A 24,787-nucleotide genomic window follows, 5' to 3' on the forward strand; every position below is an offset into this window, starting at 1 on the left:
TCCCATGGCGCTCGAACACGCGATTCTGGTGTCGCTGGCAGAGCGACCGGGAACGGGCTATGAGATCGGCCAGCAGTTCGATCGCAGCATCGGCTACTTCTGGTCGGCCACGCACCAGCAGATCTACCGGACGCTCAAGAAGCTCCTGGACGACGAGTTGGTCAGCGTCGAATCGGTCAGCCAGGACGGTCGTCCGGACAAGAAGGTCTACACGATCTCCGATGCCGGTCGTGACGCACTTGCCGACTGGGCGATAAGTCCGACTCCGCTGCAACCGCTTCGCAGCGACATCGGCGTGAAGTTGCGGGCCGCGGAGTTCGGCGACCTCGCCGCGATCATCGGTGAACTCAAGGCTCACCGCGACGAACATCTCGAGCAGCTCAAGCTCTACACCGGCTTCCAGGCCGACTACTACCCCGATCCCGACGCGCTCCTCGGCCGCAAGCTGCATCAGTACCTCGTCCTACGCGGTGGCATCCGCCAGGAGCAGGGATACATCGAGTGGTGCGACGAGGTCATCTACGGACTCGAACGCGAATTGTCCGAGAGCTGAATTCGCGAGTCCCACAGATCAAGTCAACACCGCCCACCGACCACCCAGGTTCACCGAGATGAAAGGTCGCGCCATGTCAGCCCCGACGGCACAACCGAACCAGCACTATCCGCACCTGTTCACGCCCCTGCAGATCGGGGGCATGACAATCGAGAACCGATTGATCATGGGGTCGATGCACACCGGTCTCGAAGACCGGTTCTGGGACACCGACAAGCTGGCCGCGTACTTCGCCGAACGCGCCAAAGGCGGTGCAGGACTGATCATCACCGGCGGTTTCGGAACCAGCCGGACCGGGCTGCTCGCGTTCGCCGGCGGCAAGATGACCAACGTCGTCGACATGACCCGCCACAGGCGCGTGACCAAGGCCGTGCACGACGAGGGCGGCAAGATCGCCATGCAGCTGATCCACGCCGGCCGTTACGGCTACACACCGTTCAAGGTCGCCCCCGGCACCGATCCGTCGCCGATCCACCCGTTCAAGCACCTTCGGATGACCGAGCCGATCATCCGCCACGTCATCAGGTCCTTCGGCCAGTCCGCGAAGCTCGCCCGCAAGGCCGGCTACGACGCCATCGAGATCATGGGCGGCGAAGGCTACCTCATCAACCAGTTCCTCTGCCCGCACACCAACGACCGCACCGACAAATGGGGCGGCAGCACCGAGAACCGCCAGCGTTTCCTGGTCGAGGTCATCAAGGAGATCCGCCGGCAGGTCCCGCGCGACTACCCCGTCATCCTGCGCCAGTCGATCGCCGACCTCATCCGCAAGGGACAGACCTGGGACGAGGTCGCGCTGATGGCCCGCAAGGCCGAGCAGTACGGCGTCGACGCGATCAACACCGACATCGGCTGGCATGAGGCGCAGGTGCCGACGATCGTCACCTCGGTTCCGCGTGGCGCGTTCGTGAAGTTCACCGAGCGTCTGCGCGACGAGGTGTCGATCCCGCTGATCGCGGCCAACCGCATCAACACCCCGGAACTCGGTGAGGAGATCCTCACGAACGGTCGAGTCGACGCCATCCAGATGGCCCGGCCGTTCCTGGCCGATCCCCACCTGGCCAACAAGGCCCGTGAAGGTCGCTCCGACGAGATCAACACCTGCATCGGCTGCAACCAGGCCTGCCTCGACCACGCCTTCGTCGGCAAACACGTGTCGTGCCTGGTGAATCCGATCGCCGGCCGCGAGACCACACTCATCCTCGGCCCGACGCGAAAGGCCAAGCGCGTGGCCGTGATCGGCGCGGGCCCGGCCGGCCTGTCGGCCGCCGTGGCGGGTGCGCAGCGCGGCCACAAGGTCACCCTGTTCGAGGGCGGGGAGGCCATCGGCGGCCAATTCTCCATCGCCTCACGCATTCCCGGCAAAGAGGAGTTCAAGGAGACGATCCGCTACTTCACCCGCCAGATCGAGGTGCTCGGCATCGAGGTCCGGCTCAACACCAGGGCCGACGCCGAGCAGATCATCGCCGAGAAGTTCGACGACGTGATCGTCGCAACCGGCGTCGTGCCGCGCATCCCGAGCTTCCCCGGCGTCGACCACCCGATGGCGATGTCCTACGCCGAGGCCGTGCTCGGACACCGGGAGATCGGCAAGCGAGTGGCTGTGATCGGTGCCGGAGGTATCGGTTTCGACGTCAGCGAGTTCCTCACGACCGACGAGTCGCCGACTCTGAACCTCAAAGAGTGGGAACAGGAATGGGGCGTCACCGAGGACCCGGAGAAGCCCGGCTTCGTCACCAAGCCGCGGCCGCTTCCGCCGGTGCGCCAGGTCTACCTGGTCCAGCGTAAGACCGGTAAGCAAGGTAAGTCCCTCGGCAAGACCACCGGCTGGGTTCACCGCGCGACGATGAAGATGAAGGGCGTCGAGCAGATCAGCGGCGCATCGTACGACAAGATCGACGATCAGGGCCTGCATCTGAGCTTCCGCGATGACGAGGGCAACGTCACCGAGACCCGCGTCCTCGAGGTCGACAACGTGGTGATCTGCGCGGGCCAGGAGTCGGTGCGCGACCTCGTCGACCCGCTGACCTTGGCCGGCGTCACCACGCACGTCATCGGCGGTGCCGACTACGCGGGCGAGCTCGACGCGAAGCGCGCGATCCGCCAGGGCACCGAGGTCGCCGCGGGCATCGACTGACGGTCGGTCTCGGCACGAGAGGCGGCGGCTACCATTGCGACATGCCGGTACCGCCGCCCTCCGCCACCGCCCGCGCCGTCGTCACCGGGGCTTCGTCCGGGATCGGACGGGAACTCGCACGCGCGTTGGCCGCTCGGGGCCACTCGGTCATCCTCGTCGCCCGCCGCGGTGAGCTCCTCGAAGAGCTCGCCGGGGAACTGCGCACCGCACACGAGGTCTCGGTCGAGGTCCGCGCCGTCGACCTGTCCGACCCGACGAAGGTCGAAGTTCTCGCGGCCGAATTCGCCGGGCGCGACATCTCGATCCTCTGCAACAACGCTGGCATCGCCACGTTCGGTCCGGTGGCCGATCTCGACGCCGACTACGAACGCGCGCAGGTCCGACTCAACGTCAACGCCGTCCACGACCTCACCCTGGCGGTGCTCCCCCAGATGGTGAAGCGCGGCTCCGGCGGAATCCTGATGGTCGGGTCGGCGGCCGGCAACATGCCGATCCCCAACAATGCGACCTACGCGGCGTCAAAGGCGTTTGTGAACAGCTTCAGCGAGTCGCTGCGCGGCGAGGTGTCCGCGCAGGGCGTACACGTGACGCTGCTCGCGCCCGGACCGGTCCGCACCCACACCCCCGCTCCCGAGGACGCGTCCATCGTCGACAAGGTCGTGCCGGACTTTCTGTGGCACTCCTCGGCGAAGGTCGCCGACATGAGCCTGGACGCGTTGGCGCACAACAAGATGCGCGTAGTGCCGGGCACCTTGTCCAAGGCGATGTCGGTCGCCGGCGGGTACACACCCCGCGGCGTGGTGGCACCGATCGTCGGCGGCTTCTACCGCAGGTTCAGCGCCGAGTAGGGATCGTCCCGGACAGCGTTCAGCGCCGCCGACGACGCCCCGTGCCGAAGATCGCGCGGCTGAACTCGCGTCCCGCAGCGCTCGCCGCCGAGCGCAGGAAGCTCTGCATCGGCTTGCTCGTGAGCACCTCGGTCAGTAGTCCAGGCCCCTCGGGCGCAGACTCCGGTGCGGGTGCGCGCGGCGGTGTCGGGACCGGCGCCGGCGGTGGGGCCGGAGCCGGCGCCGGGGCATCGGCCGGCTCACCGGGTGCGAGAGTGTTCGCGGCGAGCATCTCGTAGGCCGACTCCCGATCGACCGGGCTGCCGTACTTCGCATACAACGGTCCGGCCTTCGCGGCCGCGGTGATCGCGTCGCCACCTATCGCCTCCATGGCCGACCGTGGCGCGCGGATCACCGTCCAGGCGACCGGCGTCGGCGCGCCGCGCTCGGACAGCACCGTCACGACCGCCTCGCCCGTGCCGAGAGACGTCAGCGCCTGCTCGAGGTCGTAGACCTCCGACACCGGATAGGTCTTGACCGTCGTGCGCAGCGCCTTCTGATCGTCGGGAGTGAAGGCACGCAAGGCGTGCTGGACCCGCGCACCGAGCTGCGACAGCACCTCGTTGGGGATGTCGGTCGGCAGCTGGGAGCAGAAGAAGACGCCGACGCCCTTCGACCGGATGAGTTTGACGGTCTGGACGACCTGGTCGACAAAGGCTTTCGACGCATCGTCGAACAGCAGGTGCGACTCGTCGAAGATGAAGACCAGCTTGGGTTTGTCGAGGTCACCGACCTCGGGCAGGAACTCGAAGAGGTCGGCCAGGATCCACATGAGGAAGGTCGAGAACAGCGCGGGACGGGCCGCGGCGGTACCGAGCTCGAACAACGTGATGATGCCGCGTCCGTCGGGCGCCACCCGGATGAGGTCGGCGGGGTCGACCTCGGGTTCGCCGAAGAACGTGTCACCACCGTCGGCTTCGAGATTCGACAGAGCACGCAGGATCACGCCCGCCGTCTGACGCGAGACACCGCCGATCCCTTTCAGTTCGGCCTTGCCCTCGTCGCCGGTGAGGAAGGCGATGACCGACCGCAGGTCCTTGAGATCGAGAAGCGGCAGCCCCTTCTTGTCCGCCCAGTGGAAGATGAGCCCCAGGGTCGATTCCTGAGTCGCGTTGAGTCCCAGCACCTTACTGAGCAGGATCGGCCCGAACGAGGTGATCGTGGCGCGAATCGGCACCCCGATCCCCTCCGATCCCAGCGAGACGAACTCGACCGGGTGCGCCGCTGCTTGCCAATCGTCGCCGGTCTGCCGGGATCGTTCGTTTATCTTGTCGTTGCTCGTGCCCGCCCGACTGAGACCCGACAGGTCGCCCTTGATGTCGGCCATCACGACGGGGACGCCGTTGCTCGACAGTTGCTCGGCCATCAACTGCAGCGTCTTGGTCTTCCCGGTCCCGGTCGCGCCGGCGACCAGCCCGTGCCGGTTCATCATCGACAGCGGGATTCGCACCTTGGCATCGGGGTCGACCTGCCCGGAGACCGACACCGCACCCAGTTCGAGTGCGGGGGTCGCGAACGCGTATCCCGCGGCGATGCCCTGCGCAGGACTCCCCTGGGTCGGACTGCCGGGGGCGGGACTGGAGGCTTCGGTCACGAGCACACGATAGCCCCGGGCGCCGATCTCCCGCGGCCCTGCGCGTGAGGTTGGCTAAGGTTGTCGCGTGCAGGACAAACTGGTGTGGATCGACTGCGAGATGACCGGACTCCGACTCGAGTCGGACAAACTCATCGAGATCGCGGCTCTCGTGACCGACAGCGACCTCAACATCCTCGGCGACGGCGTCGACGTCGTCATCCACGCCGACGACGCTGCCCTGGCGTCGATGCCGGATGTGGTGACCAAGATGCACGCGGCGTCGGGCCTCACCGAGGAGGTGCGGGCGTCCACGGTCTCGCTCGCCGAGGCGGAGAAGATGGTCCTGGACTACATCCGCAAGCACGTGACCACCGCCGGCGCGGTTCCCCTCGCGGGCAATTCGATCGCCACCGACCGCGGGTTCATCACCCGGGACATGCCCGAACTCGACGCCTACCTGCACTACCGGATGGTCGACGTCAGCTCGATCAAGGAGCTGTGCCGACGCTGGTACCCCAAGGTCTACTTCGGCCAGCCGGACAAGGGCCTCGCGCACCGCGCACTGGCCGACATCCGCGAGTCGATCCGGGAGCTGCGCTACTACCGCGCGGCGGCCTTCGTCCCGGCTCCCGGCCCGGACACCGACGCCCTCGCCGATATCGTGAAAGACCTCGGCCCCGCCTGACCCGCAGGTCGGGTAACCGATTGGAGTTCTGCCGCATCGACCCGCTAGAGTATTGATGGCTCTGAGGCCCGGCGCGTACGCCCAGGTTTCCGACGCCGATGGTGGATGTAGTTCAGTTGGTAGAGCACCAGGTTGTGATCCTGGCTGTCGCGGGTTCGAGTCCCGTCATCCACCCCGACGAAGCCCCGTCTGCGATTCGCAGACGGGGTTTTTTCGCGTCGCGATCTTTTTTTCGCGTGGCTGTCGATACCCGGAACCGTCGTACGTCACCATGGTGTCGGACCGATCCGGTTCGGCATCATGGCCACATCGGCCTTGAACTGCAGTCGGCCTGCAACTCGCAGTCGGCAGAACTGGAGGAACGATGAAGTACGCACTGCTGCTCATGGGACACGTCAACGATCCGGCGTGCGGCGAGGAGGGTGGCGCGAGCCCCGAGGAGTTCTTCGCCTTCGACGAGGAGATCACCAAGGCCGGTGTCGTCGTCAGCTCGTTTGCCCTCGAGGACGAGCGTGCGGTCGTGCACACCGACGACAGCGGCGAGCGGGTGGTGGCGTCGTCCGGGCCGTTCGCGGAAGTGCGGGAGTTCGTCGGCGGGGTCTATGTCATCGACGTCGCGAACGTCGACGAGGCGATCGAGTGGGCCCGACGCAGCCCCGGCTCGGCGCCCGGCGGTCACGTCGAGATCCGGCCGCTCGCGCCGTACTGAACCATGTCTCGTGCTCCGCGCCGCTCGACGGCCACGGATTCCGCGGAGTCCGTGGCCCGCCGGGCGGTGTCCGCGGTCGACCGTGACGTCCGCGCGCGTGTACTCGCCACTCTCACCAGGAAATTCGGCGACCTCGACCTCGCGGAGGACGCGTTGCAGGATGCGATCGCCCAGGCCCTGACCACCTGGTCGAGGACCGGTGTCCCGGATTCGCCGGAGGCGTGGCTGACGACGACGGCCAAACGCAAGGCACTCGACGTGGTGCGGCGTGAATCGGTCTTGGCAGGCAAGCTCGCCCGATTGCACGCCGAGGCCGAACGGGCCCCCGCGCACGCGGATTTCACGGACCCGGCCGATGCGCCGCCACCTCGATTCCCCGACGAGCGACTCGGCATGTTCTTCGCCTGCACTCATCCCGTGCTGCGCGCCGAGGACCGGATCGCGCTCACCCTGCGGTTCGTCGCCGGGCTGACCACCGCGGAGGTCGCGCATGCGTTGCTCATCGGAGTCCCGACGGCCCAGCAGCGAATCGTGCGCGCCAAGAAGCGGATCGGCGCACTGGGCGTTCCGTTCACGCCGCCGCGGGGCGACGACCTCCCAGGTCGGCTCGGTGGGGTCCTGCGGGTGGTCTACCTACTGTTCTCCGAGGGGTTCGCCCGTTCGACCGGCGACGCACACGTTCGCGACGACCTCACCGACGAGGCCATCACCCTCGCGCGCACCCTGCGCTCACTTCTCCCCCGTGCCGAGACGACCGGGCTGCTCGCACTCCTGCTGCTCACCCAGTCCCGCCGCCCGGCACGACTCGACGCGGACGGGCGACCCGTCCCGCTGGACGTCCAGGATCGCAACCTCTGGGACCGAAGCCTCGTCGTCGAGGGCATCGCGCTCGCCGAAAGTGCTGCGGCACAGTCGGATGCCGGCCCCTACACAATCCAGGCGGCAATCGCGGCGGTACACGCCGAGGCACCTACCGCGGGCGAGACCGACTGGGCGCAGATCGCGGTCCTGTACCGGCTCCTAGAGGCGCACGATCCCGGCCCCGTGGTGCGCGTCGGCCGCGCCGTCGCGGTCGGTCGCGCCTACGGGCCGGCGCGCGGCATCGCGATGCTCGACCGGTTGCAGTCGGACAGTCAACTCGATCGGTTCCGGCCGTTCCACATCGCCCGGGCACTCACGCTGTCCGAGCTGGGCGACGATCGCGGCGCGGCCGACGCATACCGTCGCGCGCTCGACCTGCCCGGCAACGAAGTCGAGGACGACTACCTCGCCGCCGCGCTCGGGGACCTTCGACCTCAATAGTCCCCGAACCCCGGCGCATGAGCATGTGGCGCAGTAACGTCCACTGCATGCCTTCCTACTGGGTCATGCCTGCTGTCGCGCTGATCTCGTGCATCATCATCGGGATCGGTTTCATCGTCGGAATCCCCGGCGACAGGGACCACAGCGACAAGGACCACAGCGACAAGGACTGAGGTCGACGCCTCTGGCGAGGCACGATCACACGGCCGCACCGTCGGGGTGCGTGCCGCGATGACACCGCATGTCTGACGGTGTCGTCCGACGCCCGGAAGGACGCCACGTGGACCTCACACGCAGACAGTGGATGGCCGGCGCCGCCACGACCGCCGCCTGCGCGGCGCTCGGCAGCACCCTCGCCGCAGGCGAGACCTCCGCGTCGCCGCCGGAGTCCACGGACTATCTCGTCGGCTGCGGAATCGCGGACGTCACCGGCGCGGTGGCCGGGCAGGGCATGATGGGTTATTCGAATCCCGAGCAGGTCGCGGCCGGACTCCTCCAACGATGCTGGGCGCGGGCCTACATCATCGTCCATCCCGCCACCAGCAAGCGCGTCGTCTTCCTCACCGCCGACCTCGCCTGCCTGTTCCAGTCGCACCACATGGGTCTGATGGCCAAGTTGCGCAACCGGTTCGGGTCTCTCTACAGCGAGTCGAACGTGAACCTGAACGCGCAGCACACCCACGCCTCCTGCGGCGGCACATCCTGGGACTACGCGTACTCACTCGCCGCATTCGGGTTCAAGAAGAACTCCTACGACGCCGAGGTCGACGGCATGTTCGCCGCCATCGTTCGCGCCCACGAGAATCTGGCACCGGGCACGCTCACGATCGGTCGCGAGGAACTGCACGACGCCAGCCGCAACCGATCCCGGGTTGCCTTCGACGCGAACCCGTCGTCGGACAGACGCCACTTCCCGAACGCGATCGACCCACGGGTCACGGTGCTGCGACTACGACAGCACGACAGTTCCGGTGGCCGGGATGTCGGTGCCATCACATGGTTCCCGACCCACGGCACGTCCCTCACCGACCGCAACGTCCTCATCGCCGGTGACAACAAGGGGTATGCGAGCTATCTGTGGGAACGCACCCAGCCGGGGTTCGTCGCGGCGTTCCCGCAGACCAACTCCGGCGACATGACGCCGAATCTCGCACTGGCGCCGTTCGAGCCGAGCGGCCCGACGACGAACAACAGACGAAACTGCGAAGTCATCGGTGAGCGCCAGTATGTCGCCGGCAGAACCGGATTCGACGCGGCCCGGCCGATGACGCGGGGTGGCGTCGACTCGATCGTGAAATACGTTGACATGTCATCGATCAAGATCTCGGGCAGGTACACACCCGACGGTCGGCCAGCCTCCACGACTCCCGCGATGATGGGTGCCGGCGCAGTGGCGACCAGCAGCGAGGACAACTACGAGCAACCACTCCCCTTCCTCGTGGAGGGCATGACCAACCCCCTCGTCGCCGCCCTCGGCGGGGACCGCGTCCCGCCGATCGCACCGTGGATGCGAGACATGCAGGCGCCCAAACTGATCGCCTTCCCGCTCGGCCTGTTGCCGCCGTCGGGCTGGATTCCGTCGGTGGTACCGCTGCAACTCATGCGCATCGGCGAGCTCGTCCTCGTCGGCGTGCCCGCCGAGGTCACCGTCGTCGCGGGTCTCCGGCTCCGTCAGGTGGTCGCCGACGAGCTGCGGACCGACATCGACAACGTCCTCGTGCAAGGGTTCGCCAACGCCTACACCCAGTACGTCACGACGCCCGAGGAATACGACCTACAGCACTACGAAGGCGGCGAGACCCAGTACGGCCGCTACACGCTCTCCGCCTATCTCCAGGAATTCGCCGCGCTCGCGGCCGCGATGAGGTCCGGTCGCAGGATCGGTCGCGGCCCGGCACCGATCGACAAATCGGGTCTGCAGCCCGATCTGGTGCCGCCGGTGCCCGCCGACCGACCGATACCCGGACGCCGCTACGGCGACGTGCTGCGCCAACCCGATGGCGAGTACCGCCCCGGTTCGACGGTGACCGTGCAGTTCGTCGGCGCGCATCCCAACAACGACTTCCGACACGGCCGGACCTACTTGGAAGTGCAGCGGCGCAGCGGAACCGAGTGGACGACAGTCGCCGACGACAACGACTGGTCGACGGAGTTCCGGTGGGCGCGTCCGGCCGGCAGCGCGGACACGTCGCGGATCACGATCACCTGGCGACCGCCCGTGGATGCGCCCGGGGTGTACCGCATCCGCTACTTCGGCGACCGCAGGGTTGCGAACGGGTCGACGAGAGCCGTCGCCGGCACGAGCCGCACCTTCCGGGTGGGCGATTCGGGTTGACGGCGATTCGGGTTGACGGGGTCAGCGGACCCTGGCCCGCATCAGCGAGACGTTGTACTCGGTCCAGGTCGACATCGTGAAGTACAGATCCTCGCCACTCGACCACGGATGCAAGAATCCGCCGTAGAGCTGCGCGTATCGCGAGGAATGCACCAACTCGGCTGGTTCGGACCACAATCCCTGCGGCTCGCGCGCGGTGCGTATCACGATCGACCCGCGGAAGGCGTCGAGATAGGTCATCTGCCAACGCTGCGACTCCGCGTCGTAGCGGGCCGACACCTCGCCCGCCGGACCCGCGAAGATCACCGACGCCACATTGCCGTCGCGCGCGGGTACCCAGCGCCCGTCCCGCCAGTACTGGTAGGCCGTCTTGTTGAGCACGTCATCACGGTGGACCCGTGCCAGACCGACCGAGCCGATACGTGAGTTGGGCGTCCCGAACATGTAGACGTGATCACCGTGCGGCACCATCGAGGACACCTGGAACTGACTGGTCCCGAAGATGTTGTCCCACCGCGCGTATGGGTCCTTGGTCCAGGTGGAGCCACCGTCGTCGGAGTAGGCCAGTCCGCCGTGGTTGGTCAGCCACAGACCCGGGATCTTGCCCCAGGTCCGGACCGACATGTACGTCATGAACTGTCGGTCGCCGATCGCGAATCCCGATGTCGGGATCACGGTGACCTCGTAGTAGTCGACGCGGCGTGCGCTGAGGAGTTCGGCGGCGTGGCACCGACTGTCCTGGATCATCGTGTCGATGCTCATGCCGTCGGCGAGCTTCTTGTCCGTGGAGAAGCCCAGTACATTGCTGCGCCAGTCTCGCCCGTTGGCGCCGGGCGGTCTGAATCCCTTGCCGAACGTGTCTCCGAACGCGATCGCCACCTGCCCCGGCCGCGACTCCCACATGATGCCCAGGTCGGTCCCGTGGATCTGCCATCGCTTGTCGGTACGACTCGTCGAACCCTTGCCGGTGACCGTGCTGACCAGATCGACACCGGTGATGCGTGGCGGCGTCGGTTTGGGTGCGACGGGTCCGGGATCGACCCCGGGCGCGGCTGCCGGCGGTGGTGGCGGCACCGACGGGGGGTCGGGGTTCGGCACCGGGATCGGGATGTTCTTCGGCGCCGGATCGAGAGTGATCTTGGGAAACTCGATACTGAGCGCCGGCCCGCCGGCTCCCGGACGCGGCCTGGGCGGGTCGGTGATGTCCGGGCACGGATCCGAACACGGATCCTTCGGCGCCTACTGCGACGGGATGCGGATCACCGGCTTTTCCGGGGCCGGCTCCGGCACCGGCAGTATCCGCGGATACGGCAGCGGGATGCTGAACCGGTCCGGGAGACGTGGAATGAGGTCGCGCGGGTCCGCCGGACCTCTCTGAGGCTTCGGCGGCAGGTCGGCCGCACACCCGGAACTGGGCAGCGGGGTCGACGGCGCCGCGTGCACGATGGCAGCGGAGCCGCCGAGCCCGCCGGCGAGTAGAGCAGCGGCGCACACCGGGCCGAGCCAGCGGACTTGGCCGAGACCGGTCACGTGTCCCCCTCGAATCAGATTCGAAGGGAATGTATCACCGGACCCACCCGGTCAGCGGCTGCGAATCACGACGGCGGCCGATCAAGTCACGCGTTGTCGGCGTTGCCCTTACGCCACACTGACCACGGGATGTTCCAGTCGCCGAGACCATCGGTGCCCGACAGTGTTCCACCCGTGGTGTTCTTCACGATCACCGGGTCGCCGCGGAGGGTGTTCTCCATGACCCACAGCGCATCCGCCGGGCTCAGGTTCAGGCAACCGTGGCTCGTGTTGGTATTACCCTGCGCCCACACCGACCACGGTGCGGAGTGGAAGAAGATGCCGCTGTAGGACATCCGGGTCGCGTAGTCGACCGGGGTGCGGTAACCGTTCGACGAGTTGATGGGCACACCGTAGGTCGACGAGTCCATGATGATGTGGTCGTGCTTGTCCGAGACCAGGTAGATACCGTTGTCGGTCTCGTCGCCGGCCTTGCCCATCGACGTCGGCATGCTCCGGATGACCTTGCCGTCGCGTTCGAAGACGACCTGCTTGGTGTTGTCGTCGGCCGTGACGATCATCGAGCGACCCACGGTGAAGTTGGTACGCACGTTCTCCTGGCCGAACAGGCCGTCACCGAGATCGATGCCGTAGGTGTTGACCGCGACCCGCACCTTGGTGCCGGGCTTCCAGTACTCGGCCGGCCGCCAGCGCACCTCGCTGGGACTGATCCAGTAGAAGGCCCCCTCGACCGGAGGATCGGTGGTGATCCGGATGGCGCGCTGCGCCGCACGACGATCCGCGATCGGCTCGTCGAACTTGACCGCGACCGGTTGCCCGACACCGACGGTCTCGCCGGGGCTCGGGGTCAGGTAGGCCTGCGTCAGGTTGTTCGGACTGCTGGTGGTGAACGTGACCTTCTTGGTGACCGCTCCGCCGATGCCGACGGCGTCGGTCTCCAGGGTGTAGGTGCGGTTGTAACCGAGCGCTTCGTCGCTCACCCAGACCGTGTCGTTGTCGGCGAGGGTGCCCTTGACGGGGGTGCCGTCGGACTTCTTGATCAGCACCCGGCTGATGGTGCCCTCGCTGGTCTTCACCTTGATGGGCGCGCCGGGCTGCACACCGACGGCGTTGTCGTTCAGCGGGCGCTCGGCCCACTCGGTGATCTCGAGACCCGGCTTGAGCAGGTCGTCGAAAAGACTGGAGCTGCTGACGTTGTCGGAATACGACGCCTCCTGCGTGCACGACGTCACCAGCGCGACAATTGCCAGCATCACACCGCTGATGATCAGCGGCATCCGCCGAGTACGACCGATCCCCATCTCACTCCCGCCTGTCGGCGTCCCGACCCCGAAGCGGTCGGTCACGCTGCCCCGCAACCTGAGAAAAACTGCACACCGAACCCGAATCGCCGAACCGGACATTCCGAACCCGATGTCGCGGACCAGTGTACGAGAAATCGGACCGAACACTTCGCCGGTCATCCGTTCGAGTGGCGTGTTGCGCACCCGAAACGCCGAACGTTCACCAGATGTTCATCGACCACCGCCGACGATCCAGACCCTCTGAGATGCCACAAGACGCCCCGCTCGATGCGAGGCGTCTTGGGGACTCTGTGCGCCATCAGGGACTCGAACCCCGAACCCGCTGATTAAGAGTCAGCTGCTCTGCCAATTGAGCTAATGGCGCTTGGCGTTGCGAGATGGAACCTTACATGACCCTCGCGGCAGAAGTGAAATCGCCTGGTCGGCGCGGTTTCTGCCGCTGACGGGCCTGCGTGGGCGAGCTCGCTCCACCACTGGCGGGATCAGCCGATCACTTCGCGACCTTGCGGACGACGATGAGCAGCACCAGCGCACCGACACCGGCGATCGCGTATTTGACCGCGGGCGTCTGCAGGGTGGCGAGGGCCTTCGACTTGGCGTCGTCAGCGAGTCGCTGTGGGTTGGCGCGTTCGGCCAGCGCGTCGAGCGTGCTGGCGAGGTCCTCACGGGCCTTGGCGATGTCCTGCTCGATACGTTCGGTATCTCCGGCCACGTTGCATCCTTCCGGCGCTTCTCGTATGACTTCCGCTCCTCCGGCCATCCGAAGAACCGACCGGATGCGAGGACCAACCACCAGATGGCAGCGTCTCGATGCTACGACATCCCGGCATCCGGGCATGTGGCCATGCACTAGCCTGGCTCTCATGGGAGAGACCACCACCCGACTGTCCGTGGGCGACAAAGCCCCGTCGTTCACCCTGCCCGACGCGAACGGCGACCCGGTCTCGTTGTCGGACCATGCCGGCCGCAAGGTCGTCGTCTACTTCTATCCGGCAGCCGCCACACCGGGTTGTACCAAGCAGGCCTGCGACTTCCGAGACAATCTGGGTGAGCTGAACGAGGCGGGCATCGCCGTACTCGGCATCTCCCCCGACAAGCCGGCGAAGCTCGCGAAGTTCGTCGAATCCGAGGGCCTCACGTTCCCGTTGCTGAGCGACCCGGAGAAGAAGGTGCTCACCGAGTGGGGCGCGTTCGGGGAGAAGAAGATGTACGGCAAGACCGTCACCGGGGTCATCCGGTCGACGTTCCTGGTCGACGCCGACGGCACGATCGAGCTAGCGCAGTACAACGTCCGCGCCACCGGACACGTCGCCAAGCTGCGCCGCGACCTGTCTGTCTGAGCCGGCCCCGATGTCCGAGTCCGCCGAACCGCTGGTGCCGCGCAAGCGGCCCACGCAGGAGCGCAGCAAGCGCAGGTTCCAGGCGATGCTCGAAGCGGCCCGCGAGCTGCTGATCGATGTCGGATTCGAGTCGCTGACATGCGAGGAGATCGCGACGCGGGCCGAGGTCCCCATCGGGACCCTGTATCAGTATTTCGCGAACAAGTACGTCATCGTGTGCGAGCTGGACCGCCAGGACACCGTCGACGTCCGTGAGGAACTCACCGCGTTCTCCTCCGAGGTGCCGTCCCTGGAATGGCCGAGCCTGCTCGAGAAATTCCTCGACCACCTCGCGGCACTGTGGCGCACCGATCCGTCGCGGCGGGCGGTGTGGCTGGCCGTTCAATCCACACCGGCGACCCGTGCCACCGCATCGCTGAACGAACGAGTGCTCGCCGAACAGGTCGCACGAATCATCGCGCCGCTCACGCCATCACAACGCGAGCGACGCGAGATGATGTCGCAGGTGCTCGTCCACACGGCCTACTCGCTGCTGAGCTTCTCCGTGCAGGACGGCCACGACCACGACGAGACCGTCGCCGAACTCAAGCGGATGCTCGCAGGCTATCTGCTCCTGGAGGAGTCGACGACGGTCTGAGCGGCCCCGGGCTACCTGCCCTCGAGGATCGCCACCGCCGCGGCGGTGTCACCGTCATGGGTCAGCGACACGTGCACATTCGTGTCGCGCAGGTGTTCCCCGATCTCGCCGGACAGCCGGATGGCGGGCCGTCCCCAGGTGTCGGTCACGACCTCGATGTCGCTGTGCCGGATCAGCGGCAGCAGCGGCGAACGCGAGAAGCGGCTCACCGACCACGCTTTCACGACGGCCTCCTTGGCCGCCCATCGCGCGGCCAGATGGCGGGCGTCATCGCCGGTTCCGGCCGCCGAGTCCCGGCGCTCGCCGACCGTGAACCGGTCGGCGAACGTCGTACCGGGTTGCCGCAGTTGCTCGCCGAACTCCGGGATCGACACGATGTCGATCCCCACACCGAGGACGCTCATCCCTCCGGGTTCCGCACTGTTCGACTCACCGGCCGTCACCGGCTGCCCGCCACCGGGTCACCGGCGCCACGGACATCGGCCCCATACACGTCGTCACCGTCGAGCCGGATCTGCGGATCGAGCAGCATGCCCGCCTCGGCGTCGTGCTCGTCGACCGACTCGTCGAAGCGACGGTTCGGCGGACGCTGGCAGGCAGGCTCGCCACCGCAGATCGACTGCAGGAACCGCTGGCTGCCCTGCCGTGTCCGCTCGTCGGCGCGCTGACGGTAGGTGTCGCGCTCCTCCGGATTCAGCGAGGCGATGAATGCCTCCGGATGGACGACCGCGATCAACCCGGACACGTGACCGAAGCCGAGGCTGGTCAGCACGCCTGCCTTGAGCGGGAATCGCTCACCGAGCTGCAGGGTCTCGCGCGGCCACACCAGGTGCGGGTACTCGGCCATCTTGTCGTCGACACAGTCGAGGCTGCGGTTGGGCGGGATGACACCGTCGCGCAGGATCTGGCACAGACCGATGAGCTGGAAGGCCGCCGCGCCACCCTTGGCGTGACCGGTCAGCGACTTCTGCGACACCACGAACAGCGGCGCGCCCTTGCCGCGGCCGATCGCCGTCGCGAGCCGCTCGTGCAGCTCGGACTCGTTGGGATCGTTGGCGTTGGTCGACGTGTCGTGCTTGGACACGACCGCGACGTCGTCGGCGCTGACGCCCAGCGAACCCAGGGCACGGGCCAGCGGCGAGGACAGCGACCCGCGAGCCGCACCCAGGGCACCGAGACCCGGAGCCGGGATCGAGGTGTGCACACCGTCGCCGAAGCTCTGTGCCCACGCGACCACACCGAGCACCGGCAGACCCATCTCGGCCGCGACATCGCCGCGGGCGAGCAGGATCGTGCCGCCGCCGGCCGATTCCACGAACCCGCCGCGTCGACGGTCGTTGGCCCGCGAGAACCGGCGGTCGTCGATGCCGCGCGCGGTCATCTTCGCCGAGTCGGCGGTCGCCGACATCGCGCCGAAGCCGACGATGCCCTCGATGCCCAGATCGTCGAAGCCGCCCGCGACCGCGAACAGCGCCTTGCCGAGGCGGATCTTGTCGACGCCCTCCTCGACCGACACCGCGGCGGTCGCGCACGCCGCCACCGGATGGATCATCGCGCCGTAGCTACCGACATAGGACTGGACAACGTGTGCCGCGACGATGTTCGGCAACGCCTCCTGCAGGATGTCGTTGGCGTTGGCCTCGCCCAGCAGGGTGTTGACGTACAGGTCGCGCATGGAGGTCATGCCGCCCATACCGGTGCCCTGCGTGTTGGCCACCAGACCGGGGTGCACCCAGCGCATCAGTTCGCTCGGCGTGAAGCCCGACGACAGGAAGGCGTCGACCGTGGCCACCAGGTTCCACAGGGCGACCCGGTCGATCGACTCGACCATGTCGGGGCTGACGCCCCAGCGGGTCGGGTCGAAGCCGGTCGGGATCTGACCGCCCACGGTCCGGGTCAGCGCGAACTGACGCGGGACGCGGATCTCGGTGCCTGCCAGTCGGGTGACCTGCCAGTCGCCATCGGCGTTCTGCGCGACCCGGGTCTTCTCCGGGTTGGCACTGGCGAACGCCCGCGCCTCGGCCTCGGAGTTGACCGTGAAGGTCAGATCCTCGTCGACGAAGACCGAGGTCAGCAGCGGCGAGGTGTTGTCGACCATCGCCCCGTCGTCGGCGTAGCGGCGAATGCCGCACCGCGAGACGACCTCGTCGTGGTAGCGCTCGGCGATCTCGCTCTCCGGCACCGGGTCTCCGGACTCGGTGTCGTACCAGCCCGGCTTCGGCGCCGAGTCCCAGTGCACCAGTCCGGTGTTCCAGGCCAACTCGAGAACACCTGCGGCCGAGAGCTTCTCGTCGACCTCCATCTCGAACCGGGTGCGGGCCGAACCGAACGGACCGAGCTCGCCGGCGCCGACGATGACCACCAGGTCCTCGGGTCGGGCGTCGATCGCGGGCCACTCGGGACGCATCGCCTTCGGCGCGCGGGCCGGTGCCGGCAGCGCCGCGACGGTCGTCGGCTCCTCGGCGGTGTCCTCGGACTCCTCGGCCGTAGCCGCCGCGGTGGCCGCGAGCGCCTTGAGATCGGTCGAGCTGTCGAGACCGCCGGTGAAGTCGGCCAGAATCGGTGCGCTCACCGCGCCCGAGCGCTGCTCGGGCGTGCAGAGCGTCAGCAGGTTCGCCGCCATCTCCTCGGTGCTCCAGGTGCGCACACCCGCAGCCTCGACCGCGTCGACCATGCCGTCGTTGTGGCCCATCAGTCCGGTGCCCCGCACCCAACCGATCAGCGCGTGGGCGAGAGTCGTCTTGGAACCCCACGACTCCTCGGCCGACCACCGCTGCACGAGCGCATCGAGCGAGGCCTTGCTCTCGCCGTAGGCGCCGTCGCCACCGAACATGCCGCGGTTCGGCGAACCGGGAAGCACGACGTGCACCCGGGCGGCGATGTCGTGATCGGAGTGGACATCGGCAAGACCGCCGATGAGCCGTTCCACCGACCAGAGGAGCACCTTCATCTCCAGTTCGGCGCGGCCACCGGCCTCGGTGAGGTCACCGGCGACCCGCGGTGCGGCGAACGGGAACAGCAGCGTCGGCTTCATCGCCGACTTCACCACTGCCGTTGTGCCACCGAGGTTCTCGGTCTGCTCGGCGGCGATCCACTCGACGAGGTCGTCGACGTCGGCATAGGAGGCCATGTTCGACGGAGCGATCCACAGTGCGGCACCGGCCCGCGCGTTCTCGCGGTACAGCTTCTTGTAGAACGCGAGACGGTCGGCGTCGAGGCGCGACGTCGTGGCGATCACGGTCGCACCACCGGCGAGCAGCCCGGCGACCACGCCGGCGGCGATGGAACCCTTGCTCGCACCGGTGACGACGGCGATCTCGCGGCTGTGGGCACCCTTCTCCGGATTCTCCGCAGCGTGCGCGATCGCGCCGAAGACGCGCCCGTGCACCGCGTTTCCGTTGGCCAGCGCCTTGCCCTGCCACCAGGTGGCGTGTTCGGCAACGGTGTCACCGGCTCCGGCGAACCCGCCGACGATCTTGTCGAAGTCGGCGTCGAGATCGTGCTCGTCGGTCAGCCAGAGACGGACGAGATCTTCGCGGGCGGTCGCCCACCGGTCGTCGATGAGGACGACCTTGGCCGCGTCGAAGGCCGGAGCGACGGTCCGGGCCCAGTCCGAACCGAGTTCGGCGCTGACGAGTTCGGCGAGTTCGGCATTCGGGTCCGCGGCGGCTTCGGCGAGGTCGGCGACCTCGGCGAGTCCGAGCTTGTCCAGCAGGGTGTACGCGGCCGAGGCCAGCGCGCCGGAGCGGCCGGTGATCTGCTCGGTGAACTCGCCGAGAGCAGCGGCGTCGACCGTTGCGCCACCGCCGGATTCGGCCGCGGGCTTGCCGACCGGGACGCCCTTGAGCGCACCCACCGCGGATACGGCCTTGTCGATGAGCGCATCGAGGGAGTCGGTGTTCGTCAGCGGACCGTCGAGCAGGTTGCCCAGCGCCTCACCACGGACGGACGCGCCGTCACGGGTGCCCAGCGCCAACGCGACGGTGGTGTGCAGGCCCCAGCCGGGACCGAGCTGCCAGACGGCCGTCACCCGGTCGGTGATGTAGTTCTGGCGCTTGCCCAGCGGGCCGAGCACCTTGCGGACCTGGTCGCTGACGGCGTCGGTGAGCACCGCACCCAGCGGCCGGTAACCGCGGGCGAGGGTCTCCACCGTCGAGGACAGCGCGATCATGTCGGCTTCGGCGGCGCCGTCGATGGCGCCGAGGCCGAGCTCACCGCCGATGTCGAGGAGCAGCTGATTACGACGCGACGACACGCCGTCGCACAGCGCCTCGATCGTGTCCGCGGACCCGATCTGGTCGACGCGCATCTTGGTCCACAGCGCGATCACGGACTTCACCGCGTCGGAGGGTGTGAACGCGATGTCGTCGGGACGCGGACCACCCGCGGGGGCCGCGGGAGCGGCCGGGGCAGGCGCTGCCGCGGGAGCCGGGGCGGCGTCCGCAGCCGATGGAGCAGCCGCTTCGGGGGCGTCGAGCTCATCCTCGTCTGGCTCGTGACCGGCGTCCTTGGCCAGGATCGTGTCGGTGTCCCGCTCCACGTTGAGGACTTCGGTCGTGGCCGCGGCGTAGTCGTCGAGCTTGAGTGTGTTGGTGGCCAGACCCGACAGGGTCGGGGCACCCTTCAGGCCGATCTCGACGAAGCGCTGAACTCCCAGTCCGTTCCGCTCAGGACCGCTGAACAGCAGTTCCTGGGTCTCGATCCACCGCACCGGGCTGGCGAACTGCCAGGCGAGCAACTCGATCAGGATCACCCGGGCGAGCTCGTTCGGGGTCGCCTCCCAGGCATCCCAGTCGGCGAGAACCGCGTCCAGCGGATCCGACGGCACGAGTGCCGCGATCTCCTCGACGAAGTCGCGTCCGAGATTGAACAGGCGCGGCACCAGGTTCGGGATGTAGCGACCGACCAGGATGTCGATGTCGATGTCGGCGGGCAGCAGCTCGGCGAGCTTGCCGCGGAACTCCGGCACGCCGGCACGCAGCACGCTGGAGTGGAACGGGACGTCGATACCGGGGATCAGGATGAACGCCCGCTTGCCACCGAATTCGGCACGACGCCGGTCGATCTCGGCTTCGAGGAGCTCGAGGCCACGAACCGTGCCGGCGATCGCGTACTGCGACCCGAGCAGGTTGAGGTTGACCACCTCGAGGAACTCGCCGGCCGTGGTTCCCACACCGGACACGAAGTCGGTGACGTCGGCGTCGGCCAGACCGAACTGGCTCGGCCGGATGGCCGCCATCCGATAGTCGCTGCGGCCCTGCTCATCTCGCGGGACGAGGTGATGCATGGCCTCGCCGCGCTGGAACACGACCTCGAGGACCGCCTCGAGCGGGAGCACTCCGGCGCACGCGGCGAGGGCGTTGTACTCGCCCACCGAGTGACCGCAGGTGATGGCGCCCTCGACGAAACCGCCGGACTCCTTGAGTTCGGCGATCTGCGCGACACCGAGCGTCGCCATCGCGACCTGGGTGAACTGCGTCAGGTACAGCACGCCGTCCGGGTGGTTGTAGGTGGTCCCGTTGGCAACGAGGGTCGTCGGGTTGTCGCGGACGACGGCCAGGATCGAGAAGCCCAGTGCCGCACGGGTGTGCTTGTCGGCGCGGTCCCAGATCTTGCGTGCGGCCTTCGACCGCGACCGGGCGTCGAGGCCCATGCCCTTGCTCTGGATGCCCTGACCGGGGAAGGCGTAGACGGTCCGTGGCGCGGCGAGCAGGCCGGTGGCGCTCATCACCAGGTTGTCGCCGACCTTGGCGCTGACCTCGACGACCTCGCGGCCGTTGTCGAGACCCACGCGGTCGACGCGCACGGTGATGCGGTCACCGAGCCGGACCATGCCCAGATAGCGGGCGGTCCAGCCGATCAGCGGACGAGGCGACGGCGTCGGGTTCTTCGCGTCGGTCGCGGTCACGACCTGCTGGGCGGCGGCCGACAGCCACATCCCGTGCACGATCGGGTCACCGAGACCGGCGAGCTTCGCGGCTGCCGAGTCGGTGTGGATGGGGTTGCGGTCACCGGACACGACGGCGAACCCGTTCATCCGGTTCGGTGCGGTGATGGTGGCCGTCCGGATCAGTTTCCGGGTGGCCGACTGCTCGTCGGCCGGTGCGCCGCCGGCGCGGGCCGGGTCGGTGAGCTCGGCGGTCCCCAGGCGTCCACGGATCGCGAAGCGTTCGTCGAGCGTCGCGATCGGACCGGACGGTCCGGCGATCTCCACCGAGACCTCGACGACGCGGCCCACCTCGGCGTCACGGACCGCACCTGCGCGTGCGGTGACGGTGAGTTCGGCTGCGACGGCCGGGATCTCACCGGTCAGCGAGATCGCATGATCGAGATGGACAAGGTCGAGCAGCCCTTCGACCACCGGGTCACCGGAGTCGGTACGGGCGGCACCGATGACGCTGAAGACGCTCGGCCAGCAGGCGCCGACCAAGGTGTCGGGCACCGCGAAACCGAACGGGTCGGTCGGGGTCGTCGGACGCAGGTGCGGGGGCAGCGAGAACCCGGTCACCGACGCGTGATCGGCGACCGAGTCCGGCTGCCAGGACACAGTCGTGACCGACACACCGTCGGTCACCTCGGCCAGGCTGCCGCCGGCGGCCACGGTCAGGATCTCGCGCATGGCGGTCGACGCGTCGTCGAGACCGACCAGCGGAGATCCGCCGTCGCGCAGGCTCTCGCCGGCCAGGAGCGGGATGCGCACGAAGGCACCGGCGATGGGGACGACGAGGTCGAACCGGGCGGCGGCGTCGGACGCCGCGGAGACCTGTTCGAGCACGGCACCGCTGACGGAGTGTTCGGCCCGCTCGGGTCCGACGACCGTCCAGGCATCGCGGTCGCCGAGCAGCGCGACCGGGCTGGCCACGATCCGCCCCGCCCAGCTGACGTCGTCGGACTCGAGCACCGCGGTCAGCACACCGGCTTCCTCGGCCAGTCCGGCGCGGTGCCGAGAGGCGACGGCGACCGGGCGCTCCCCCGCGGCCTGCAGGTCGGCGGCGACCCGCGCCTCGAAGCGGTCGAGCAGTTCACCCACCGGCTCGTCGACGCGGGTGATGCCCGCGACGGCCACCGGCCCCGGGATGACGCACACGGCGTCGGCGCCGTAGCGCGGATCGTGGGCTTGCCACAGGGAGTCACTGCGCCACCAGCGGCGCACGTCCTTGTCGATGACGGGCACGAAGTTGACGGGCTTGCCGGGAGTACGGCAGAGCTCGAGGAAGAACGCGACGTCGGCGGGATGCAGGATGTCGGAGTCGATCTCGGGGTACACGCTACCGAGCGCATCGATCGCGGCGTACGGATCGGCGGCGGTGGTGACCTCGGCGAACATCGTCGGGATGGGACCGGAGTCCTGTGGGTGCATGCGCGCCTCGGTGCGCTGCAGCATCTCCACGAAGCGCTGCTGCCAGGTGATGTCGGCCCACGGGACCTGTTCGCCCCGGGCGTCGCCGACGGCGAGTGCGGCGTACCGGTCGAGCCACTCGCGGTAGGTCATGGTGGCGACATCGCCGAAGTACGGCTTCGCGGTGTCGGCCATGGCGGCGATGATCTCGTCGCGGCGGGCGGCCACGGCGTCGGCGTCCCCGGCGACCTCGTCGAGCAGCCGGCCGCAGCGCGACGCGGTGTTGTCGACCTCATGGATGTCGGCGCCGAGCTGGGAACGGCCCGAGGCCATTCCGGCAGCGGCGTGACCGGCACCGATCCATTCGTCGATACCTGCGGTGTCGACGAGGAGCTGCTTGACCTCGGGGGAGGTCGTCGCCTCCTTGGCCGCCATCGCTGCGGTGCCGATGAGGATGCCGTCGAGCGGCATCGCCGGGTAACCGTAGGCAGCCGACCAGGTACCGGCGAGGTACTCACTGGCGCGCTCGGGTGTCCCAATGCCACCACCGACGCAGATCACGACATTCGTGCGGGCGCGGAGCTCGCCGTAGGTCGCGAGCAGCAGGTCGTCGAGGTCTTCCCAGGAATGGTGGCCACCGGCGCGGCCGCCCTCGATCTGGACGATGACCGGGTGATGAGGCACCTCTGCCGCGATCCGCACGACAGACCGGATCTGCTCCACGGTGCCGGGCTTGAAGGCGACGAAACGGAGTCCGGCCTCGACGAACTCGTCGACGAGAGCGACGGCATCCTCGAGTTCGGGGATTCCGGCCGAGACGATGACCCCGTCGAGCGGGGCTCCCTGCGCACGGGCCTTCTGCACGATGCGCTTGCCGCCGAGCTGCAGCTTCCACAGGTAGGGGTCGAGGAAGAGCGCGTTGAACTGCGCCTCGCGGCCGGGCTCGAGCAGGTCGGTGAGCGTGGCGATGTTGCGCGCGAAGATCTCTTCGGTGACCTGACCGCCGCCGGCCAGTTCCGCCCAGTGCCCGGCGTTGGCCGCGGCGGCGACGATGGCCGGGTCGACGGTCGTCGGCGTCATGCCGGCGAGCAGCATCGGCGAACGCCCCGTGAGGCGGGTGAAGGACGTCTCGACGACGGTACGGCCGCCGGGCAGCTCGACGAGCGTCGGCGCGAAGGTCGACCACGGGGTCGCGACCTCGGGGACACCGCCGGGGCTGAACAGGTTGCGCTGGCCGACGCGCAGGGCGGCCGGGACCAGTCCGACGCCCTGGCCGCGGACGAGCGAAGCGGTGAGTCGGGTGGCGATGTCGCCGGGTCCGAAGTCCAGGACCCACTTGGCGCCCTCGGCGACGATGCCGTCGACCGCCGCGACCCAGTCGACGTGGCCGACGAGGATGTCGTGAGCGTGACGCGTGGCGAGGTCACGATCGATGCCGCACCGGTCGGCCCACTGGCCGACCAGCTCGACGGCCTCGGCCATAGCCGGGTGGTGGAAGGCCACCGACACCTGCAGATGATCGAACTTCGGCGCGAACGGCGCCCCACCGGCGACCTTGCGCTTGCGCTCGTCGGCCTCGGTTGCGGCGATCCGCTCGCAGAGGGCGGCGAAGGCGGCGAGGTGCCGCGGCGCGCCGGACAGCACGACCGCGGTGCGGCTGTTCTTGATGGCGACGACCGGCGCGGTCGTCAGGTCGTTGTCGGGCAGACCGTCCCGGTACTGCGACAGGATCTCCTCGACGCGGGCCGGGCTGACGTTGGTCAGGGAGAGCATCGGCGTGCCGTCGGTGGTGATGCCGAGACCGCGGCGTCGTGCGGTCAGCGAACCCGCGGCTCCGATGAGGTGCGCAACGGCCAGCAGCAGACCCTGGCCGGACTCGGCGATCCGGCCGTCGGCACCTACCGCGTCGGTGGCCAGCGAACCCTGGGAATGCCCGACCACGGCGTTCGGCGGGAGCACTGCGGTGTCCAGCCCCTGCTTGCGGAGGGCTTCGACGGCGGCGAGCTGGGTGAGCAGCACGCCCGGGCCGGAGAGGGTGAAGTCGGCGAGGGTGGCCTCGGCGGGGACGTCCTCGCCGGCGTCGTGCGCGTGCACCCAGCTGAGCGGATGGAACCCCGACACGCGGGCCACGACGAGCTCGTCGGCGACGGGCTCGACGAGCCGTTCCGCGGAGTCCACGATCTTGGCGACCCGGTGCTCGAGGTCCGCGTCGACGACCAGCTCGGTCAGTGTGGGCAGCCATGCGCCGCCCTGCCCGCCGAAGCTGATCGCGTAGGGCTCGCCCTGCGTGAGCCGCTCGATGAGCGTGGTGGTGGGGCGTTCTGCGTTGGCGGCGCCCTGTGAGCCGGAGCGGAACTGGTCGACGGTCACGGATACTCCTCTGTGGTGGTCGGTCTCAGTGTGAGTTTGCGGAGTGTGGATGTGCGGTGCGGTTGATGTCTGTGGGTTACGGC

15 protein-coding genes, 2 tRNA genes and 1 pseudogene are annotated in these 24,787 nt (G+C 68.3%); 11 read left to right on the plus strand and 7 right to left on the minus strand.

Translation table 11 applies throughout. The annotated features are described in order from the left end of the window. Nucleotides 1-4: 4 nt before the first annotated feature. The 3 genes from ACFW3F_RS01635 (at nucleotide 5) to cmrA (ending at nucleotide 3,538) form a co-directional block, all read left to right on the plus strand. Nucleotides 5-553, plus strand: a complete 549-nt coding sequence (locus ACFW3F_RS01635) for a PadR family transcriptional regulator (protein ID WP_388053628.1) — start codon at nucleotides 5-7, stop codon at nucleotides 551-553. A 73-nt stretch (nucleotides 554-626) separates the two neighbouring features. Further along, on the plus strand, nucleotides 627-2,690 hold the full coding sequence (locus tag ACFW3F_RS01640) for an FAD-dependent oxidoreductase (RefSeq protein ID WP_388053629.1): 2,064 nt from the start codon (nucleotides 627-629) through the stop codon (nucleotides 2,688-2,690). Between the two features lie 41 nt (nucleotides 2,691-2,731). Further along, nucleotides 2,732-3,538 (plus strand): mycolate reductase, encoded by an 807-nt coding sequence (cmrA, locus tag ACFW3F_RS01645; protein ID WP_388053631.1) that lies wholly within the window; start codon nucleotides 2,732-2,734, stop codon nucleotides 3,536-3,538. Between the two features lie 19 nt (nucleotides 3,539-3,557). On the opposite strand, the gene ACFW3F_RS01650 is transcribed toward cmrA, so the two are convergent. Further along, nucleotides 3,558-5,177, minus strand: a complete 1,620-nt coding sequence (locus ACFW3F_RS01650; RefSeq protein WP_388053633.1) for a helicase HerA-like domain-containing protein — start codon at nucleotides 5,175-5,177, stop codon at nucleotides 3,558-3,560. Nucleotides 5,178-5,238: 61 nt separating this feature from the next. Here ACFW3F_RS01650 and orn point away from each other — a divergent pair, with 61 nt between their 5' ends. From orn to ACFW3F_RS01680, 6 genes are all read left to right on the plus strand, one after another. Then, nucleotides 5,239-5,838 carry an oligoribonuclease gene (gene orn / locus ACFW3F_RS01655; RefSeq protein WP_388053635.1) on the plus strand — a complete coding sequence of 200 codons (600 nt, stop codon included), beginning with the start codon at nucleotides 5,239-5,241 and terminating at the stop codon, nucleotides 5,836-5,838. 101 nt (nucleotides 5,839-5,939) lie between these two features. Continuing rightward, nucleotides 5,940-6,012, plus strand: a tRNA-His gene (locus tag ACFW3F_RS01660). A 190-nt stretch (nucleotides 6,013-6,202) separates the two neighbouring features. Further along, complete coding sequence (locus ACFW3F_RS01665) at nucleotides 6,203-6,547, plus strand: YciI family protein (RefSeq protein ID WP_388053637.1); 345 nt, start codon at nucleotides 6,203-6,205, stop codon at nucleotides 6,545-6,547. A 3-nt stretch (nucleotides 6,548-6,550) separates the two neighbouring features. Continuing rightward, entirely contained in the window at nucleotides 6,551-7,849 is a 1,299-nt protein-coding gene (locus tag ACFW3F_RS01670) for an RNA polymerase sigma factor (RefSeq protein ID WP_388053639.1), read from the plus strand. 47 nt (nucleotides 7,850-7,896) lie between these two features. Next, on the plus strand, nucleotides 7,897-8,022 hold the full coding sequence (locus tag ACFW3F_RS01675) for a hypothetical protein (RefSeq protein WP_388053641.1): 126 nt from the start codon (nucleotides 7,897-7,899) through the stop codon (nucleotides 8,020-8,022). 107 nt (nucleotides 8,023-8,129) lie between these two features. Further along, on the plus strand, nucleotides 8,130-10,184 hold the full coding sequence (locus ACFW3F_RS01680; RefSeq protein ID WP_388053698.1) for a neutral/alkaline ceramidase: 2,055 nt from the start codon (nucleotides 8,130-8,132) through the stop codon (nucleotides 10,182-10,184). 21 nt (nucleotides 10,185-10,205) lie between these two features. Here the strand turns inward: ACFW3F_RS01680 and ACFW3F_RS01685 are convergent. The 4 genes and pseudogenes from ACFW3F_RS01685 to ACFW3F_RS01700 all read right to left on the minus strand — a co-directional run bounded on the left by ACFW3F_RS01685 (nucleotide 10,206) and on the right by ACFW3F_RS01700 (nucleotide 13,730). Beyond that, nucleotides 10,206-11,678, minus strand: a pseudogene (locus ACFW3F_RS01685) (DUF4185 domain-containing protein). 122 nt (nucleotides 11,679-11,800) lie between these two features. After that, on the minus strand, nucleotides 11,801-12,991 hold the full coding sequence (locus ACFW3F_RS01690) for an Ig-like domain-containing protein (RefSeq protein ID WP_388053700.1): 1,191 nt from the start codon (nucleotides 12,989-12,991) through the stop codon (nucleotides 11,801-11,803). 318 nt (nucleotides 12,992-13,309) lie between these two features. Beyond that, a tRNA-Lys gene (locus ACFW3F_RS01695) sits at nucleotides 13,310-13,382 on the minus strand. A gap of 126 nt (nucleotides 13,383-13,508) precedes the next feature. Then, nucleotides 13,509-13,730: a DUF3618 domain-containing protein gene (locus tag ACFW3F_RS01700; RefSeq protein WP_388053642.1), complete on the minus strand. Its 222-nt coding sequence runs from the start codon at nucleotides 13,728-13,730 to the stop codon at nucleotides 13,509-13,511. A 151-nt stretch (nucleotides 13,731-13,881) separates the two neighbouring features. Here ACFW3F_RS01700 and bcp point away from each other — a divergent pair, with 151 nt between their 5' ends. Together bcp and ACFW3F_RS01710 are read left to right on the plus strand one after the other, a co-directional pair. Further along, nucleotides 13,882-14,358, plus strand: coding sequence for a thioredoxin-dependent thiol peroxidase (gene bcp / locus ACFW3F_RS01705; protein ID WP_388053644.1), 477 nt, complete (start codon nucleotides 13,882-13,884; stop codon nucleotides 14,356-14,358). A 10-nt stretch (nucleotides 14,359-14,368) separates the two neighbouring features. After that, complete coding sequence (locus ACFW3F_RS01710; RefSeq protein WP_388053646.1) at nucleotides 14,369-14,995, plus strand: TetR family transcriptional regulator; 627 nt, start codon at nucleotides 14,369-14,371, stop codon at nucleotides 14,993-14,995. A gap of 11 nt (nucleotides 14,996-15,006) precedes the next feature. Here ACFW3F_RS01710 and ACFW3F_RS01715 read toward each other — a convergent pair whose 3' ends face one another. Further along, on the minus strand, nucleotides 15,007-15,399 hold the full coding sequence (locus ACFW3F_RS01715; protein WP_033203568.1) for a holo-ACP synthase: 393 nt from the start codon (nucleotides 15,397-15,399) through the stop codon (nucleotides 15,007-15,009). Between the two features lie 35 nt (nucleotides 15,400-15,434). Next, complete coding sequence (locus ACFW3F_RS01720) at nucleotides 15,435-24,704, minus strand: fatty acid synthase subunit beta domain-containing protein (RefSeq protein WP_388053648.1); 9,270 nt, start codon at nucleotides 24,702-24,704, stop codon at nucleotides 15,435-15,437. Between the last annotated feature and the right edge of the window lie 83 nt (nucleotides 24,705-24,787).

The organism is Gordonia sp. NPDC058843 (genome assembly GCF_042743165.1).
Classification (GTDB): Bacteria; Actinomycetota; Actinomycetes; order Mycobacteriales; family Mycobacteriaceae; genus Gordonia.